This window comes from Aquimarina hainanensis (genome assembly GCF_042684685.1).
Classification (GTDB): domain Bacteria; phylum Bacteroidota; class Bacteroidia; order Flavobacteriales; family Flavobacteriaceae; genus Aquimarina; species Aquimarina hainanensis.
The window spans coordinates 137381-155953 of the sequence record NZ_JBHULX010000048.1 but is presented as its reverse complement, the minus strand read 5'-3'; the positions used below and the strand labels follow the sequence as shown (position 1 = coordinate 155953).

The 18573-nt window shown below is 34.0% G+C and carries 15 protein-coding genes; 4 read left to right on the top strand and 11 right to left on the bottom strand.

The genetic code is table 11. The features are described from left to right. Positions 1-19: 19 nt before the first annotated feature. Positions 20-4141 carry a response regulator gene (locus tag ACFSTE_RS21780; RefSeq protein WP_378254086.1) on the bottom strand — a complete coding sequence of 1374 codons (4122 nt, stop codon included), beginning with the start codon at positions 4139-4141 and terminating at the stop codon, positions 20-22. A 342-nt stretch (positions 4142-4483) separates the two neighbouring features. On the opposite strand from ACFSTE_RS21780, the gene ACFSTE_RS21775 reads away from it, so the two are divergent. Both ACFSTE_RS21775 and ACFSTE_RS21770 read left to right on the top strand, forming a co-directional pair. Next, complete coding sequence (locus tag ACFSTE_RS21775) at positions 4484-5854, top strand: Gfo/Idh/MocA family protein (protein ID WP_176030837.1); 1371 nt, start codon at positions 4484-4486, stop codon at positions 5852-5854. Between the two features lie 756 nt (positions 5855-6610). Beyond that, positions 6611-7045 carry a copper chaperone PCu(A)C gene (locus ACFSTE_RS21770; protein ID WP_176030836.1) on the top strand — a complete coding sequence of 145 codons (435 nt, stop codon included), beginning with the start codon at positions 6611-6613 and terminating at the stop codon, positions 7043-7045. A gap of 876 nt (positions 7046-7921) precedes the next feature. Here the strand turns inward: ACFSTE_RS21770 and ACFSTE_RS21765 are convergent. The 5 genes from ACFSTE_RS21765 to ACFSTE_RS21745 form a co-directional block, all read right to left on the bottom strand. After that, positions 7922-8728 (bottom strand): carboxypeptidase-like regulatory domain-containing protein, encoded by an 807-nt coding sequence (locus tag ACFSTE_RS21765; RefSeq protein WP_378254089.1) that lies wholly within the window; start codon positions 8726-8728, stop codon positions 7922-7924. A 167-nt stretch (positions 8729-8895) separates the two neighbouring features. After that, on the bottom strand, positions 8896-9858 hold the full coding sequence (locus ACFSTE_RS21760; RefSeq protein ID WP_176030834.1) for a HaeIII family restriction endonuclease: 963 nt from the start codon (positions 9856-9858) through the stop codon (positions 8896-8898). Positions 9859-9864: 6 nt separating this feature from the next. Beyond that, on the bottom strand, positions 9865-10905 hold the full coding sequence (locus ACFSTE_RS21755; protein WP_176030833.1) for a DNA cytosine methyltransferase: 1041 nt from the start codon (positions 10903-10905) through the stop codon (positions 9865-9867). Positions 10906-10910: 5 nt separating this feature from the next. Continuing rightward, on the bottom strand, positions 10911-11228 hold the full coding sequence (locus ACFSTE_RS21750; protein WP_176030832.1) for a helix-turn-helix domain-containing protein: 318 nt from the start codon (positions 11226-11228) through the stop codon (positions 10911-10913). A 259-nt stretch (positions 11229-11487) separates the two neighbouring features. Beyond that, positions 11488-11955: a hypothetical protein gene (locus tag ACFSTE_RS21745; protein ID WP_378254092.1), complete on the bottom strand. Its 468-nt coding sequence runs from the start codon at positions 11953-11955 to the stop codon at positions 11488-11490. 782 nt (positions 11956-12737) lie between these two features. Here ACFSTE_RS21745 and ACFSTE_RS21740 point away from each other — a divergent pair. Both ACFSTE_RS21740 and ACFSTE_RS21735 read left to right on the top strand, forming a co-directional pair. Further along, entirely contained in the window at positions 12738-13286 is a 549-nt protein-coding gene (locus tag ACFSTE_RS21740) for a transposase (RefSeq protein ID WP_378298419.1), read from the top strand. Between the two features lie 283 nt (positions 13287-13569). Continuing rightward, the gene (locus ACFSTE_RS21735) at positions 13570-14004 is read left to right on the top strand and encodes a DUF3592 domain-containing protein (protein WP_378254096.1); all 435 of its coding nucleotides are present in this window, start codon (positions 13570-13572) and stop codon (positions 14002-14004) included. Positions 14005-14366: 362 nt separating this feature from the next. On the opposite strand, the gene ACFSTE_RS21730 is transcribed toward ACFSTE_RS21735, so the two are convergent. From ACFSTE_RS21730 to ACFSTE_RS21710, 5 genes are all read right to left on the bottom strand, one after another. Then, positions 14367-14549: a hypothetical protein gene (locus ACFSTE_RS21730; RefSeq protein WP_378254100.1), complete on the bottom strand. Its 183-nt coding sequence runs from the start codon at positions 14547-14549 to the stop codon at positions 14367-14369. 657 nt (positions 14550-15206) lie between these two features. Then, positions 15207-15815 (bottom strand): SMI1/KNR4 family protein, encoded by a 609-nt coding sequence (locus ACFSTE_RS21725; protein ID WP_378254104.1) that lies wholly within the window; start codon positions 15813-15815, stop codon positions 15207-15209. Positions 15816-15822: 7 nt separating this feature from the next. Continuing rightward, positions 15823-16236, bottom strand: coding sequence for a hypothetical protein (locus ACFSTE_RS21720; RefSeq protein WP_378254106.1), 414 nt, complete (start codon positions 16234-16236; stop codon positions 15823-15825). A gap of 401 nt (positions 16237-16637) precedes the next feature. After that, the gene (locus ACFSTE_RS21715) at positions 16638-17060 is read right to left on the bottom strand and encodes a DUF1330 domain-containing protein (RefSeq protein ID WP_176030826.1); all 423 of its coding nucleotides are present in this window, start codon (positions 17058-17060) and stop codon (positions 16638-16640) included. A gap of 176 nt (positions 17061-17236) precedes the next feature. Further along, positions 17237-18556, bottom strand: a complete 1320-nt coding sequence (locus ACFSTE_RS21710; RefSeq protein ID WP_378254108.1) for a hypothetical protein — start codon at positions 18554-18556, stop codon at positions 17237-17239. Between the last annotated feature and the right edge of the window lie 17 nt (positions 18557-18573).

The window sequence follows — 18573 nt, the reverse complement described above, 5'->3', positions numbered from 1 at the left end:
AATGCTCTTTTTGTTGAAGTTATAATTTGTATTTTTTTATCGTTTCTTCAATTCCGATTTTATGTGCTTCTTTTTTAAAAAAGTTAGGAGGTTGTCCGAATTCTTCTTTAAAACATTTAGTAAAATATTTAGCATCTTTATAACCGACCATAAACGCAGCTTCAGAAATGTTGTACCCTTGCTTAATGATTAGTGTACAGGCTCTTTTTAATTTTAAGCATCGTTGAAGTTCTACCAGTGTTTTTCCGGTAATTTCATGACATTTTCGATAAATAACAGAATAGCTCATGTGCAGGGAATCAGAAAGTTCCTCTAATTTATAATTGGTGTTTTCTATCTGTTTGTTTAATTCATCTAATAAGTTGTCCATAAAGATGTCATCTTTGGAGCGTACATGATGATCTTTGGGACGACTGATGACATCTGTTTTATACTTTGTCAGTATTTTTTCTCTGGTTTCAATAATATTGTTGATACGCAATAAGAGTTCATGAAAGTTAAATGGTTTTTTGATAAACTCTACCGCACCGGATTGTAATCCTTCTAATTTTGTTTTGGTCGTATTCTTGGCAGTTAATAAGATAATAGGAATATGAGCCGTTGTCTTTTTCTTTTGCAGGGTTTTGCAGAATTCGATTCCATCCATGACAGGCATCATTACATCACTAATAATCACATCAGGAAGGTGTTTTTCTGCCAGAGCAACACCTTCCAGACCATTTTCTGCTAAGAGGATATTATATTGATTGGATAAGATATCTTTTAAGAAAATTTGCATTTCTACATTGTCTTCTACAATCAGTAAGGTATAGATAGCTTTTTGGGAACAAGGAGTTGTCAATACAGGAACAGCTCCTGTAATAGATGGAGACAGTAATTGGTGTTCAGAAACTTCTTCTTTTATTTTTTGTTCCTCGGAAAAAAGATCTTCTCTGGAGGATAGTGTTACGGTGAAGCAACTTCCCTTAGGTGTTAGAGGGGTCACGCTGATCTCCCCGTAATGAAGAGCGATCAATTCTTTACTCAGTGCGAGTCCAATTCCAGATCCTTTGGTGTTTTTACCGATTTCTGATTGATAAAATAGTTTAAAGATATCATCCGCTTCTTCTTTTGGAATTCCAGGACCGTTATCTGTCATTTTTATAAATACCTGCTGAGCGGTTATATCCTGACTTACTGAAATTTTAATTGTACCTTCTCTGGGAGTAAATTTAAAAGCATTAGACAGCAGGTTGTATATGACATGTTCTATCTTTTCTTTATCATACCATATATGCAATGCTTTTGTCGGGTACTCTTGTATAAAATCAATGTTTTTGAAGCGCGCTTGTTCCGAAAAAGAAAAAGCGATATTCTTTAAATCTTGTATGAGATCGTTTTTAGCTACCAGTATCTTTAATCTCCCCATTTCTTTATTTCTTACAATCATAAGCTCTGTAGCGATTCTGGAAAGTCGGTTTGCATTGTTTTTAATCATTAATAATCGCTGATTGAGTAGCTGATTTCCACTGGATTTTGCACGTTCTAGCATATCGTCAATTGGACCAGTAATGAGCGTAAGGGGTGTTTGAATCTCATGAGACATTTTGGTAAAAAAATTCATTTTCACAGCATATAATTCTTTTTCCTTGTGGTTTTGCCAGGCTTCTTTATTTAATTTATTTTTTAGTTGTAGCCAGGAACTGATACTATATATGATTAAAGAAGCAAAAATGGTGTATAAAATATATGCAGTTGTACTAAGCCACCAGGGAGGTGTAATGCGTATATTTAATTTTCTGGAAGGAATATTCCATATCCCTTTTTTAGCTCCCCCTTTTACTTCGAACGTATACCGACCATGAGGGATATTAGTATATGTGGCAATACGATCTTTTTTAGGGGTAATCCAATTTTGATCAAACCCTTTCAATCTATATGCATAGTGGTAATTGGGGTTTAACACATTATCAATGGCAGAAAACTGAAAAGAAAAAGAGGCCTGGTCAGCATTTAAGTATAAGTCAGATACATTTTCGGTAGTGGTAGAGAGTTGATTCCCTAAAATTTGTTTCGCGGGTTTGTTTAAAATTTCAATGGTGTTGATATAAAGTTGCGCATCAGTTTCTTTCTGGATCATCTGCTTGGGATCAAAAGAAGTTGCTCCGTTTTCTCCTCCAAAATAAATGATTCCATGAGTGTCCTGATAGGTACTCTGTACTCCATATTCGGTCACTAAGAGTCCGTCAGCTTCATAATAGGAGGTAATCAAATCTTTTTTGAGATGGTATTGGTGAATACCATTAGTGCTACTAATCCAAAGAATATCCGGAGTTTGTATTTGTATGTCTTTAATGTCGATATCATGTAAACGCGGATTTGTGAGGTGAGAGGTATACACATTTTTCGCAATATTATATTGTAATAAAAAACCAGAACGACAAGTAATCCATAAGTTTTGCTTGTTATCAGGATGAATAGAAAAGTTCTTGCAATCGGTATCGACATGATCTTTAGGAAAAGGAATGTGAGTAAAATCAGAATTAGCGATTGAATGTTGGTTCTCATTAAAGCGAAAGATTCCTCCTCTGACAACAGATATCCAGAATGTATTTGTATTGTCTTCTTTTATATCTATGACATGATCCCCGAAAAGACCGTTTACTCCCAGATCGAAATTGGCTAAAAAGTTCTTATCAGCATCATAGAGATGCATTCCAATTTTAGACCCTACCCAGATTCTACCCTGTGTATCTTTTAGTAAGCTTAATATATGCAAGGTCGTTTTTCCAGTATTAGATGTGATCGGAATTTTACTAAAATGCTGCTTTTTGATATCATAAACCCATAAGCCGTTCTGATAAGTAGCAATCCAGATATTGCCATTAGTATCTTCTACCAGACAATTGATATATTTTCCCTTGAAAAAAGAAGTATCTGTTTGCTGGTTGTTGTATTGTACTTTTTGCTTATCAGGAAATACTCTATTGATTCCATTGCCGTCAGTACCTAACCACAAAGAATTATCCGATGCTTTTAAAATCGATAAGATTTTATGAGGTGTTCCTTTGACACAGCCATTATAGTATTGAATATTGTTATTCGTATAGGGCAAGACATCTATTTTTCCTTTCTTTAAGGTCAACCATATATTCCCTTTAGAATCTTCATTAATATGAGTAATCGAGTTATTGCTAATAGAAAACTTATCCGTTTCATTGTGTTTCAGAATGGTAGTGGTATCTGTCTCCGGGTCGATTCGATATAAACCATCTCCATCAGTACCCGCCCAGATAACCCCTCTACTATCACAAAAAACTGAAATAAACATATCTGTTTTTTGTATGTTTTCATTGGTTTTGCTAAACTGTGTAAAACCGTTTCTGGTTTCCTGATTATAACAAAACAGACCGTGTAATTCAGAAGATATCCATATTCTATTCTTTTTGTCTAATGCCAATTTTATAATATCTTCCTTATCAATAGGAAAAGGAGTATCGGCTTTCGTGAATACCTTTTTTTGTGTATCAAAAAGATATAGATCTTCCGGGGTACTGACCAGGATTGTATGCGGGTTGACAAAAATCATACTATTGACCTTCTTAAAAGGAGTAAATGCCCCGGGGATACTCGCTATTTTTTTCAACGTATCAGTCGCATGACTATACGTGTATAAAGTTCCGTGTTTTGAGCCAAACCATGTATTTGTAGCTGTAGGAAGAATATATGTGATTTGATTGGAATCATGAAAAGTACGAAGTTGTTCCCTAAAGGAAGTGTATTCTCCGTAGGGATTAATTTTTGTTAACTCTCCTTTCTGAGTAGCAATCCACAAATTGTAATGGCGATCTTTTGTGAAAAAAAAATCTCGGTCACTGATAAAATGTTCTCCAAAAATTTGTTTATAAGAGGTAAAAAAATAGTCATACCCATTGTATTTATACAATCCATCTGTATTGGAAATCCAGATATACCCAAGGTCATCTTCTACAGTCTGAGAATAAAATGTATTAAAAGTTTTATCCAGATGTATAAAATGAGAAGAAGATTGCCCATAAAAAGAAAAGGATAAAAAACACCAAAGTCCCCAGAGGAACCATTTTCTTTTTTTGGGTACGATCGTCTTGTTTTTTAGGGGGTATTGTAGCGTTTTAGTGGACACAATAATAAAAAAATAAAGTAAAATGATCTGTTTGAACTATCGAATTTACGCATAATGTGTTCGAAAACATAATAAAATGGAAGCGTTTTTGTTAATAACCTCCCAAAGAGCTTATATAACTGAGATTAGGGATAAATAAGAACATTTTTTTAGGGTGTTTTTTTGTCAAAAATGGTTGAAGTAATAGTGGTATTAGAAGAGTTGAACAATATACACCTGTAATTAGCCTAAAAACACTACGGACTGTTTTTGAATATCTTACCAACTTTGTAACCGTAACAAAGCGAAGAAAGCTAGCTACATAATTAACTAAGAATGAAGTAAGAAGTGCAATAACTAATAATGAGTACAAGAAGAAGTTTTATAAAAAAGTCAACATTAGCAGGAGCAGGAATTGCAATAGCGCCAGCTGTTACTTTTGGAAAAACTGGAAAGAATAAGAAAGGGAAGTTAAAAGTTGGTGTAATTGGCGTAGGATTACGAGGAACCAATAATTTGGATAATCTATTATTACGAGATGATGTACTGATTACGGCGGTATGTGATATAGATCCCAAAAGAATTGATATAGCGTTAGAAAGAATAGCCAAAACAGGGCAGGAGAAACCAAAGGTATTTGGTAATGATGACTATGATTATCGAAATCTGTTGAGTTTAGAAGAGGTAGAAGCAGTCGTCATTTCTACTCCCTGGTTATGGCATACCAAAATGGCTAAAGATAGCATGTTAGCCGGTAAATATACAGGATTGGAAGTTTCAGCTGCCAATACATTGGAAGAATGTTGGGATTTGGTTAATACTCATGAAGAAACGGGTTCTTTTTTAATGATTTTAGAGAATGTGAGCTATAGGAGAGATGTATTGGCAGTTTTGAATATGGTGCGACAACAGGTATTTGGAGAATTGGTACACTATCGATGCGGGTATCAGCATGATCTGAGAGCTGTGAAGTTCAATGATGGGAAACAACCCTATGGAGGAGGTGTGGAATTCGGAGAAAAAGGAACTTCAGAAGCTCGTTGGCGTACACAACATTCCTTATTACGTAATGCGGATGTATATCCTACTCACGGACTTGGACCTGTAGCGATTATGGCAGATATTAATAGAGGAAACAGATTTGTCTCGTTGACCTCTCATGCGTCAAAAGCAGTTGGGCTAAATAATTATATAGTTAATCACCCTAACGGAGGAAAAGAACACCCAAATGCGAGCATCAAGTGGAAACAAGGAGATATAATTACATCTACTATCGAAACTGCCAGAGGAGAAACAATCATTGTTACACATGATTGTAACCTGCCCAGACCTTATTCATTAGGGTTTAGAGTACAGGGAGTTCATGGAGTTTCAGAGTTTGATTATCATACCAAACGAATTCATATCGAAGGAGAAACAGGAGGTCATGGATGGGAAGATATGGAGCAATGGTTAGTGCAGTATGACCACCCTTTATGGAAAAAATATGGGACTCATGCAACTGCTTCTGGACATGGAGGCATTGATTTCTTTGTGATTCATGCTTTTGTCGAAGCAGCAAAAGAAAAAGTAGCCCCTCCGATGGATGTGTATGATGCAGCAGCATGGAGTGCTGTAACACCGCTATCAGAAGCATCTATAGCAAATAATGGAGAACCTCAGGATTTTCCGGATTTTACCCGAGGAAACTGGATAAAAAGAAAACCGTACGACTGGATAAAAGATACATATTAAAGTAGCTGCCAGAGAAATAATAAAAATAAAAACAAATTAGAATTTAGTTAGTCATATGAGAACATAGTGAGTACAGTATAGCAAAAGTGTGAGTAATCTATTTATATTATATAAAAGTGTAAATATTATCAACGCAAATACTTGTTGTTATAAGTAGGTTGCCAATTGATTAAATGCCACACTAAGATTAACAAATTGGGGGTTAATTAGGAGTGATTATTTATGCTTTTGTTGTCCTCACTTGTATTACCAATGACACTAAAAAATATAAAATACAGACAATAATAATACCCTATATTATTCTTACAGGAAAAAAAGGTAGGGAGTGAATTACATAAGTCGAACTGTTATAATCTATGAGAGTCGTATATTCTTTTAGTATTTCATTTTTGATTAATTAAGATTGACAGTTTTCCCCCCTGTACTATGAATTCCCCCTCCTTTTTATCTGTTTGTTATAAAAAATAGCTATAGTCAGTGAAAACATACTGTTTTTTATTCATTGTCAGACATTTATTGTTTTATGTTTGACGTTCTTTTTACACGACTTAACAAAAAGACGTAATAGTAAAGAGGGTAAGACCAGATACCCATTGATGCTATTCTTGTTTATTTTCTTTTTGTTAAGTCGTAACTATTTGTAATACAGTCAGTTGTTGCTTTCGTCGAAAAAACTTTTTTTTTGATTTAAAATATTGTGAATAAAAAAGTTAAATGCTTAATTTTAAGTTAATTATAACTAATAAACCAACAACAATGGCGACAACAAGTGATCAAATTCAGTTTATAGGACCGTATGCAGGTCAGAAAAATCCAGGGGCTAATTCCAGTGCCGCATTTGCATTAGTAACCAACGGAGGAGATGAAGCAATTAATATCATCGGGTGGAGCTCACCTACCGTACCGATGGTTATGCCTATGTATTTTGGGCTAGACCAGAATGAAGTATGGTCGATGATAGATGTACCTTCCAGAATTGTAAACGTATCTCCAGGGGTTCCTACTTTATTTGCTCCAGGCTATTTACATATTATGCTAATGAACTTACAATCCGAACTTCCTGAAAGTTTTGATTTGGTATTTACAATCAAAACCGAGTCCGGAACAACCTTTGATAAAACAGTAACATTCGAAACCGTTGAATGGAACCACTTAATTCGGCAGAGTGTCCCTTCAAAACCGGTTTTGTAATGTGATAGGATGCTATGATTTGTGAGAAGTTTATTGTAGCATCTATTATATCTACCAGGTAAATTCATAGGATAGGTGTTGGGGAGTGATATGATCCCCTCAGCTTTTGTTTAGCAATTGTAGAAGAATTTATGTGTGGAATTAAAATGCAGGAACAAATACTTTTTGGTTTGTAATCCTCCAGTTTACCTGGTATTCCAAAAACTGTTAACCTGAGCTAACAGTGGTATAGCAGCGCGTTAAGTCCTGTACCTTGTCAGGCTCAGTTTGACAATTATTACTATTTTTATGACGACCACTTTCTGTTTAGGGAGTGGTTTTTTTAATACGTTCGTTTTGACGCCCCATTCTCTAATACATAGGATTACTTAAAGAAATGTACAAGTCCTCATCATAGCTGTAACCGGTTCTTGCTCAAATCCATTCATCGACAGCTAAATAGCATTTCGTCTACAGTAATTTGTAGTTAATCTGATCGCCCCTGAAAGCTTTCCTTATTCCTTGTAATTTTATCATAAGATTTTAAAAAACACCTGTATATATGAAACATAAAGTAAGCAACAGTGGTTGCCTCTAAAAAGAAACATATACGAAGGATATTATAACATACAACCCCAAACCCGCTAACAATTGTAAGTTAATCAATAATAAAGTCGGAATGATCAGTGGCAGAAGAGGCTGACGTTTCGACTTTATTTTTTGTGTTTATAACATGTTTTTACTTACTGATAATTGCGCTGCCAATGCGCTGAAGTTACTCTCCATGGCAGGTATTTCTTTCTATTGTATTCAAGTATACCACGAGTAGAAAAACATCTTCGTAAGAGGAGTTATACTCTGAATTTGTTGAACGTTATATAAGTAAGAGTGCACATATTAATGTATACCATTTGCTTTTTTGTATTCACGACTTTTGTTTTTCATATATTCAAAAACATCAAGGACACTTTTTGTATTGTATAGCAAATGAAAATCCGTTTGATGAATACAAAAACTAATAAAATCATCAATATTGATATACGGGATACCAAAGGCTTCTGCTATTGTTTTTTTAGGAAAAACAGCAATGATCTCTTTCTCTATACTGGTATTCTTATCAAGAGTTAATCGATGTTTAAGCTTTTTAGTCCTTCTGGAAAGACGGTTTAAAATTTTGTTGAGGTTTACTGCGACACCAACTCCAAAAGGACTTGCTCCAAACTCAATAAACTTTCCATGATCAGCCTCAAATAATAATCGTTCATTTTTTCTTTTGGCTTTTATTTTATTGTTAGGGAGACCAAGAGAAGATGGGGATATAAAGAGAATAGTATCCTTTTCCGAATTAAAAAGACTAAATGGTGTAATGACTACCTCATCCAGGCTAATCGTTCTTTCATGTAATTCGATGAGTATTGTTTTTTGCTGTATGATATTATCTGTTATTGCGATTTGTTTTGTGTCGTATTGAACGGCTGTTAACCGAATTGTATCCGAAACATTAACATCGATAGTGAATACTCCATCCTTATCAGTAATGGTATGTTTGTTAGTATTTAGATTAAAAACCAAAACTCCTGTGATATCACTATCCTTACCTTGTATTTTCCCGGTAAGTTCAAAATGCTCCTGAGCATGCCCCATGCAGAAGATCATATAGAATATCAATAGCCCTGAATGTTTAAATAAGTAATTGTTTTTCAAGTTTTTTAGTATTAGGTTCTATTATAAACCTTTCGACTGTACCAATGTTACAATTAGGAAGCAATACAGGAAGAATTGATAGAAAATAATACAAGCTGTAAGTTGTCTATTTTGACCAGCCATCATCACATTCATACATTTTTCAGAAACTAATTGAGTTATCGGTATTATCCATTTACAAATATGTGATTAGTAAACAGTGTATGTGGGGCACTTACTAAATTTATATCAAATTTTAGAGAGGGTTCAACTCTCGAACTCGCATTGTGAATTCTAAATGTTATTTGCCACCCTTCGTTTAGGGAAACTAATAATGTCGTTGTTGAGTTTTCCTGATAGACGATTTCAATAAGTCTTGTTGGTAATTTTAATTTTGGAATTTTAGCAGTTGATTTTATACGACCTAATGGAAGATTCAGAGTGCTGTGTAGGTTATAAGCCTGGATTTCTACTTTCTTTTGGGATTTGATGACTTTGTAAAAATCGTGATGCCCTATTAGGTATTGGACTAAATTTTCTGCAACAATAGTAGGGTTTTCTTTGTCCAGACGAAGCAGTTCTTTTCTAAAGGCATCTAAGATGGGCATATAAACTACCTGATGCATATTTTCAATCGAACTCCATTTCGTTGATTTGTCTTTGGCTCTCAGTGCAGTTAACATATCAAATATGGGATTGATTTCTTGGAAATAGGTATTGGAACAAGAAACACCCAGCCATTTTTCTCCAAAGTTGATTTTATTTGATAATCTTGAATGTTTGACGGCTCTATGGTTATTTTTTGCAGAAATTCCGATTTCCCATTTTTGCAGGGGACGTATTAGTAAGACATCTCGAACATCTCCTGTTTGTCCGGCTTGATCACTTGCTAATTCCAAATTCAATATATCTTCTTTGCCGGTACTATTCGATAATCTGGGTTCTAAAGCAATAAGAAAGTTTATTGCGGCATGGGCTGTATTCCTAAAAGTAGCTTGCTCTTTCTCACTAAAGCCTTCAAAAAAAGCTTTAGCAGTTTTATAAGGCTCGTTTTCAGTTATAGATACAGCTGTTATTGTATGTAGATATTCATAAAACCCCAAGAGCAAGGCATATTCGAAGGCTTTTCCATTAACTGTTTGACTAGCCATAGTGTTTTAAAGCGTATTTGCAGATACAACTGTTTTCCGGGTTTTCTGCTTTTGTTTTTTTTCTGCATGCTCGATTTGAGACTTAATACTTATGGCAATATGCTTGGCAAGGTTTACAGGCACGGCATTTCCTATCATTTTATATCCGGCAGAAACGTGTTTGTAATAAAAAATGAAATCATTAGGGAAAGTTTGAATTCTCGCGCACTCTCGCACACTTAATCTACGGTATAGTGCTTCTTTTCCCGGAACAAAAACCCGTACATTCTGTTCGATAAGTTTCATTTTTGGTGCTTGTGGGTGTAGCGGAGCATGCCTTCCTCCGGCCTGGATCGTAAATGATTGTTCATCCCAGCTTCGCACTCTGTTTCTGGACATAAACATTGAAGAAAACCCACCAATCATATATTCGTGATTAGGGATGATGCAGTTTTCTTTATTGGTTTTGTTTCCTTCTTTGGCAGGAACTACAGAATCTTTTAAATCAGCAATTGCTTCTTCGAGTGTGATTTTTTCTTGTAAGGGAGCGGGGAACTGAAATTCAAAATCAAGATCTTCTCGAATACCTACAAAGAATACTCGTTTTCTGTCTTGAGGTACATCAAAATCCGAGGCATTTAATAGCTTGAAAGATAATTTATATCCAGCATTTTTAAACATCTTTTTAATGTTTTTTAAGGCATCCCGATGTCTTTCCAATAGCATTCCACTTACATTTTCAGCCAGAAAAAATTTAGGTTGTTTTGCTTCTAATATCCTTATAAAGTCATAAAAAAGCTGACCGCGTTTATCATCGATTCCACGTAGGGATCCTGCCTCGCTCCAGCTTTGACATGGAGGTCCCCCGATAATACCATCACATGCCGGAACTTCTTCTGATTGTATATCTACAATGCTTCGTCTGTCCAGAATGGTATTTTGATGGTTTTTTTCATAGGTTTCCCAAATATCTTTATCGTATTCATTTGCCCAAACAACAGAAAAACCTGCTTTTTCAAACCCTAAATCGAGACCACCGGCCCCTGCAAAAAATGATACTATATTCATAGATGTTATGCTTGTAGTGTTTGCTTTAATTTTCTGCGGTATTCTGCTTTTTCTTCCGCGATTTGAAGTAGTTGTTTGGTGCAATTGGTTTCGTAAATATGTTTTCCGATTTGATCAGTTATATATTCGTTTCTTAGTTCTTTAAGAGTAAGTTTGAATACTTTTGCAAGTTTTGGTAAGCGTTTTTCGTCAAAGTCTCGTTTTCCGTTTTCAATTTTGCTCAGGTTTGCAGCATCCAAATCCAGTTTGGCAGCAAGCTGAGTTAATGTCAATGCATTTTCGTTTCGTAAAAGCCGGATGTATTCTCCAAAAGTGGTTTTCATAAGACTTGTCATTTTTTGACAAATTTATGGGTTTTGATTCGAATAATCAATTCGGACATCAGGAAATTTTCACCCTTTTGGGTTTTTCCCAAGAATCCTCGTATAGGCAATATGTAAGTCTAATTAGTCAGTACGTAATAGAAGTTATGATAAATAAAAAGGAAAATAACACTGGAACGCACATTTTTGTGATGTTCAGTAATGTTTTGTTAGCCACGTTGTATAGAATTAACTCAGGGTATTGTTAGTATAGGATGTTTTATATAGAAGGTGTTATTATTTCAACCCTCCAGTTTTTATCACGCTTAAATTTCCGGTTAAAGTTTGGTGATTTTGCACCTATATAGATCATTCCGGTAGCGGGGATTGCTAGTAAAAATGCAGATGGATTGACTAATGCTCCAATCAAGGCGCCAAATCCTAACATTAGTGCTCCTCCATAGGTAAAAAGTCCAGTGATAAGAATAGATAGAAGTAAAGGATTTCGTTTGATAGTTTCAATATCAGATATTTCAATTTGTGTACCTTTTATGATGATTGAGTTATTCTCGATTTTAAAACGTCCCGAGATCTTATCTCCTCCTGTTGTCTTTATTTTTATTCGTTTATTCTCCTTAATGATGATTTCTTTTTGCAGAATGTGATGTGTGATTTTTATCGCTCGCTTCTGACTGAATATAGTACAGCTAATAAGCAAACTAATGATGGTAATAGAAATGGTTTTCATTCTTTGTTCTTTATTAAAAATAAAAATGTTGTATTGAGTGATACGTTAATTTCATTTTTTAATTAAACTATAAAAAAATATAGTAACAAAAATAATTATAGTATTGAGCCTTTTCAATAACGGTCAAAAATGATAGTATTCATTTTTATAGAAATGATATCTCAAAGGCATTTAAATTCAGAAGAAATAATACACTTATTTTATTAGTAGTAAGACAGGGGATATTGATATAAAAGGGAGAAGATGTCATTTAAAAAATAAGCCACCGGATCTGTAACAAGGTAGGAAAACCAAAAGAATTGTTCTAGAGAGCACATTGGATATGCCGTGTTAATTATTGTTTTATTGAGTGTTCGTTGCTATTCTAAACCCTAAGTCTTCTATTTTAAAAGAGAAAGGATGGCTTCTTCTGCTGCCCATGAAATACCTTAAGCTTCTAAATTTTAGATTGGACGTAGTGGTCAAAGATGTATGTGGGCTTACAGGAATGAAAATCATACAAGACATTTGCAATAGGTAATCTTGATCCTCATAGTTTATCAGGGCATAGGCATTATAATTGTAGGAAACCAAAAGAAGAAATTGCAAAAGCTCTTCACGGAAATAACAGGGAAGATTATTAAATAAGAATTAAAAAGTTACCAGTTTTCCCAGAACAAGATAAAAGCCTGTGACAAACAAATCGAAACTTTCATCAAAAAAGAATTGAAACAACATCCTGAAAGAAAAAAACTCAAGACAACAGAAAAAAGTATAAGCGAACAAACAAAAATGCCCCACAAATCAAAAATATAAACCAAATCGCTTTTAAATATTTTGATGGAGTTGACCTATTTGCTATTGAAGGGGTAAGCCATGCTTCAATTCTTAGTATAATGAGCGAAATCTATCCCGAAGGATTTAAAAAATTCCCAACAACTAAACACTTTACTTCTTGGCTTAGGCTAGCACCAAATAATAAAATATCGGGAGGAAAAATATTGAGCAATCGAGTTCCCAAAGGTAGTAATAGACTTAAAATAGGACTAAGGCAAGCAGCAAATGCAATTGGAAATTTAAAAGACACCCATTTATCTGATTTTTTAAAAAGAGTAGCTTATAGAAAAGGAAGGTACTCAGCAGTAAGTGTAACAGCTAGAAAACTGGCTGTAATTATATGGAATATGGTAACTAAAAAAATGCAATATCAACCACCCAGACAATATCTTTTCTTAGATCAAAAAAGAAAACTTGGACTTATCAAAAGAATTAAAAAACAAATCGATAAATTTGACTTAAAACCTGACGAATTAGGGTTTGAAAATAACCTAATAATCAATAAGCATAATTGACGTTAGTCAGAATTGAGAAAAAAGACAACCTGTAACATTACATATGAAATCATAGTAACTTAATGCAAGATCAAAAGGTAATTTCCTTTTTGCGTAGGCACTAAATTTTTATAAATTAAACAAGAAATAAAAATGCACGGATAGATCAATTGGTTTAGGTGTGTTTACTGCTATAATAGAATTGCGATATGTTATAATTTAGTAAAAGAAACAAGATATTCATTTAATAAATAAACTATAACATCTAATAAATAAACTATAACATCTAATAAACCATAATAATATGCTATATATCATACTTATACCAGGATTTGTACTATTACTAATGTCTATGTTTTTTATGATTGTTGGTGTACACTATTTTATAAAAATAAAACGTATGATCAAAAAAGGGACAATGACAGAGGGTAAAATCATAGGTTATGTAGAATATTTTGGGATAAATGATGAGGTTATTACGCATTGTCCAAAAGTTACTTTCAAGAATAAGAAAGGAAAAAATATTACAGCAAGATCGGAGACAGGGTATGTTTCACCAAAGGATAATATAGGCGCTATAGTAAAAGTGTTATATATTCTGGAAGAGTCAGGGTACTACAAAGTCCTATTGGACTTTCGAAAGTGGAAAAAGTTAGGGTATAGCTTTTTGATTCCTGGTATTATCTTCTTGATATGTGGGTTTTTGATACTGTATGTAAACTACCCAAGCATACCTTAGATTTCTTATGTCAGCAATAGATGCCATGAAATGTAATATAACAGCTAATAAACCACTTCACTATATTTTAACAACCAAAGTATACCTTAAATATAAGGATGCAAAAGTAGATACTGTTCGATTTTTAGTAGGAAATTTCTAAAAGCTCGGGAAAATTTTTGATGAGGTCACCTATAGTTTTGTTAACTCGTTTACTTACAATAGACCATTTTGTAATAAATTATAGCCTTGTGCAACAGTTACGTTATTACAGTATACATGCTCTTTTATTGACATTGTCAAAGAATATAATCCCGCAAGGCTTGTCTTGAAATTGAAAAATTGTTTCTAACGAATGCCTTGCAGGCTTGCCCCTGGGTAATTTACTCTTTTTTTTGTTCCTGCTCAGTATAATGTTGGTTTCCTGTAATCATCTTGCTCTTGTCATGCATTGCATTGGACATTCCTAGCATACATGCAGTAAGTATTAATAGTATTTTTCTTTTTATCCATTGGATTATATACCCGGATTTTCCCAACCCAGGAGTATTTTGTTGTTTATACATCTTAGTAATAATAAATGAGTAGACATTTGTTTTACCATATTCGTGCAGTTATGCATAAATATGTTTAGAAAATCAGCTTCTTTTATAGGCTGTATAAACAGGGATGGTGATGATGGGTGGTAATGATTTTATTTAAAAAAACACATTGAGCTCTTACAGCGCTTATTTTTTGATATCGCTTACTCCATATATTAAGTGTAACCCGGATAAGTAGACTACATACATCTTTAAGTTTTCGGAATATAATACATAGTATTAACAATCGTTTTTCTATACGATGTAATCCAGTGTATACATACAATTCCGATTGGGCATGCCTATGACCTTTTCGGTTGTCGGTAAATAAGATTGGATAGTATGTGGGCGTAGTTTTTTGAGAAGATATAGAACATTCACCAACTGCTAATCCTAAAATTAGAAGAAGGGAAATCAGGTATTTTATATATTTTCTCAATGTATTTAGACCAATAATTAATTTGGAAGGAGAGGGATATACAAGGGTTTTGTACACCGGCTACCACAGATTTCAAAGGTACTACTTTTTACTTAATCAGAAGTAGGAACAATTTTTTGTAGGTTCAGAACACCTCAAACATGTACAAGAAGTATCAGTGTCAAATCAATTATTAAGGGAACTGATGAGGAGAATCAAATCGTTTAGTATTCCATACTATCTTCATGGATAAAATTATACGTGTTATCCATCAATTTTTTTAGATATTCTTCAAAACTGTCTGCTATGACCTTGAATTCATCCGGATCGTGTAAAAATCGTATTACCTGTCCTTTTTTCCCTTTTTCAGAAGGGCTATAATCAATAAATAATTGAGAAGTCCCTCCATTATTCATACAATTAGAAAAATGAAGCCAGTTCATTTTATCAGCTTCATTAGTTATTTTTTCGTCGATAACAATCCCCTCGTATCTTTCTTCAATATAATCAGCATAATATTCTTGGGCTTGGTTCTTATTTTCTATTATTTCGTTGGATGATAACAGGTAATAAGGATATTCGTACACATCAGATCCTAACATAAAGAATGTAATCTCCGTTTCTCCATATGTTCTCCAATAAGTTCCATCTACATACTCAAGTAACCCGATCAAAGCATCAGAAATTTCAGGATACATTTGCCTTAACATTGCTACATTTTCTTGTGTTGCTCCGGATATCACTTTTTCAAAATGTTCCCAATCTTTTTGTCCTTTGTTGTCAAAATATGCATTTTTAAGTCCTTTTATATAAGTTTTAACGATGGAATTCATTTGGCTGCTATAAATGGTTGTAAGTAATTTCGTTTTTTGTGTTTTTTAATTCATTCAGTTTTCTCCTAATCAGTTTTCCCTCTTCGTAGCTAACATCTAACTTATTCAATTTAATGCAAGAGGAGTTTTTTTGATTAGTTATTTCCAAGGTAGATTTTATACCGTTATAATTAAAAGATGCTGTTCTATTTAATTTTTGTTCTAAATAGGTTTTATTACGGATTATTAGAATTAATCTTTTTTCTGTCAGAATTAAAAAATCATTTTTATTTCTCGTTAGGAGATAAAAAGCAGTGATAATAGAAATCCATTGACTAAAAAAGGCTTCCCAAAAAGATTGTTTAGATTCTTTTTTTAACAGAATAATTCCAGATTCATTTTTCAGAATAAGATTAATCTTTTCCTTAGTTATCTTACGCACAGTATGATCCGTTATCTTATTAATTATCTCACATTATTTCTATAGTAAGTGTATAAGTAAATATACATCATTTTTGCTTCTTTGGTAAATCAAAAATTATAGAAGTAACTGTGGTAGGTATTGGTTAATGTCATCTGTTTTAAGCTGTTTTTTTCTTTAAAAAGCTAAAAAAAGAGACTTAAAACCATTTTTTAGTCCTAAATGACGATTAAAAATCATGTTTTTATAAGGATACTGCAAGAGGTATTCCAAATGTATTGTTTTTCTGTTGTAATTTGTTGTTATATAGTTTATTGTGTTTATTGGGGAGATGCTTTTTTACTTAAAAAGGAAGATCTTTTGGTTAGGGAGATCAAGTGTTATAAGGAAATAAAACAGGGTTCTTTTTGTATAACAAATAGTTAGATCCTGGAAGGGGATAAGGGCAATAGCCTGGAATCTTCCAAAGCAGCAGTTCTGTGACCGGCATATTGAAGGTAATCTTCACTTTGTGCAAATTTCATAAAAACTTCTACAGAGACATGTGCGACTAATAATACCGCGTCCCATTGTTCTCCTTCTGGTCCGATCAGGTATTCTTTTCCGGTTCCGGAAAAAAGAATTCTGCTTCCTGCTTGTTCGAGTAGAGGGGCAGTATGTTTCATATATAGTGCATAAGCAGCAGCTCCCGTAATCGTTTCTGCAGGGCGAAGTGCCGGGAGAGCGCTATAATCGGCAGTAACCTTAAATTTTAATAGGTTGAGCATTACAATTTCTCCTTTTTTATGAAAATCGAGATAAAATTGTTTGCCCGTTTCAGGCGTAGCGTGAAGGTAGTTTTTCATAAGAAAATATTTTTCCTATAAAAATAGGAAATCGTAACTGGTTTTTATAGTAACTACGGGAATTGTACTGTAGAAGAATAGCATCAACAAATAATGGCGATTTGAAAAAAAATCAGCTGAAGGTTTACATTCAGACAGTTATCTTCCGGACAGTTTTAAAAGATGAGTACAACTCCTTATTGCGCTGCAGTAGTAAAGTCAATCAAAAGAGGGCGTAATGGAATATCGTTCTCCGTTCTAAAATTATTTGATACCAAAAATTGATAACGTTTATTAGGAACTAAGGAAACCTTGATACGCCATTGAGTGCGATCTTCTGACCATACCCGATCCTTAATATGGATGGTCGGAAAGGCTTCTTTCCCCAGATCGCCATAATCAATTCCGGTATTATACCCGTTCAGAGGTTCTGAAAATTCGAATGTAATTTCCGTAAGTTTAGGATTTACATTAGTACTCCCATTTTCGAATTGTTTAATTGCGACAATTGTAGGTCGTTTTTTTTCAAAATCAGTATATAATGTTTCCAAAGATTTAGAAAAATAGTTAGTAGCCTTTACATAAGTTTCAATCGCTTTTTCATTGGTATAATCCAATTCAATCAGTTGTTTGATTGCTTCTTTTTTATTCGGGGCGGCATTATAGAAATTCTCTGCCATTTGATAGCCAACATAATACCCCATATCGCGTATACCGAATGCATTCGGTGCATTGCTGTATAGCCACTTACGTTCATTGTTTGGATAAAACATTTCTTGTTCGAATATTGCCCGTACCTTTTCTGGATTGCGCTTACCATATGCCACAGCAGGAGTAGAGGAAGGTGTGTTGAGCGCTAATGTAGATACGAATTCTGCAACTCCTTCATAGATTACCTTAGAGAGGATATTGTGTACTATTGGTTTTTGCTGTGTATGTACATATTCATGCACATTCAATAAGACAATATCATTTATTGGTTCTGAGTCAAAGAATGTACGTAGCGCGTTACCTTGTCGCTCAGGAAACTCTGTAGTTACCGTATTTTTATCGGTCATTGCCATTTCACTGCTGATCAGAACTAAGCTATCGAGCGTAGTTCCTCCTGTTCTAAAAACTCCCATGGTAAAATAAATTGTAGCTGGTTTGATTTCCGGGTACAATTCAGCTAATTTTTCTATTCCTTTTTCAAAAGCCGCTTCATAACTCCCGGCTTTTAAAGTGTTTTTCCGAATGGATGTCCAGAACTTCGGGTATTGATTGATGGCATCGATATAGTCTTTAGGAGTATAGTTTCTGGCTTGTCTGATTGCATCTAACCCGGGACTTCCTTTTTGTAGATATAGACTGTCCAGATACTGATACTGCATGACAGTATCTTTTGTGGTTATAATTTGGTCATAGGCTTCCCAAAAATGAGTGATATCGGTCGTCACAATTTTTTTTGAAGAAGAATGCTTAGATTGGCAATTAGCCATTAGGAATGCAAGTATTAATACGGGAACTACCTTGGTCATTTGTTGTTTTTTAGAAA

Bases quoted from the DNA above. Each gene is read 5' to 3' on its own strand.
- ACFSTE_RS21710 (WP_378254108.1), bottom strand. From the start codon at position 18,556: ATGACCAAGGTAGTTCCCGTATTAATACTTGCATTCCTAATGGCTAAT.
- ACFSTE_RS21775 (WP_176030837.1), top strand. From the start codon at position 4,484: ATGAGTACAAGAAGAAGTTTTATAAAAAAGTCAACATTAGCAGGAGCA.
- ACFSTE_RS21755 (WP_176030833.1), bottom strand. From the start codon at position 10,905: ATGAATATAGTATCATTTTTTGCAGGGGCCGGTGGTCTCGATTTAGGG.
- ACFSTE_RS21750 (WP_176030832.1), bottom strand. From the start codon at position 11,228: ATGAAAACCACTTTTGGAGAATACATCCGGCTTTTACGAAACGAAAAT.
- ACFSTE_RS21735 (WP_378254096.1), top strand. From the start codon at position 13,570: ATGCTATATATCATACTTATACCAGGATTTGTACTATTACTAATGTCT.
- ACFSTE_RS21770 (WP_176030836.1), top strand. From the start codon at position 6,611: ATGGCGACAACAAGTGATCAAATTCAGTTTATAGGACCGTATGCAGGT.
- ACFSTE_RS21725 (WP_378254104.1), bottom strand. From the start codon at position 15,815: ATGAATTCCATCGTTAAAACTTATATAAAAGGACTTAAAAATGCATAT.
- ACFSTE_RS21715 (WP_176030826.1), bottom strand. From the start codon at position 17,060: ATGAAAAACTACCTTCACGCTACGCCTGAAACGGGCAAACAATTTTAT.
- ACFSTE_RS21730 (WP_378254100.1), bottom strand. From the start codon at position 14,549: ATGTATAAACAACAAAATACTCCTGGGTTGGGAAAATCCGGGTATATA.
- ACFSTE_RS21745 (WP_378254092.1), bottom strand. From the start codon at position 11,955: ATGAAAACCATTTCTATTACCATCATTAGTTTGCTTATTAGCTGTACT.
- ACFSTE_RS21760 (WP_176030834.1), bottom strand. From the start codon at position 9,858: ATGGCTAGTCAAACAGTTAATGGAAAAGCCTTCGAATATGCCTTGCTC.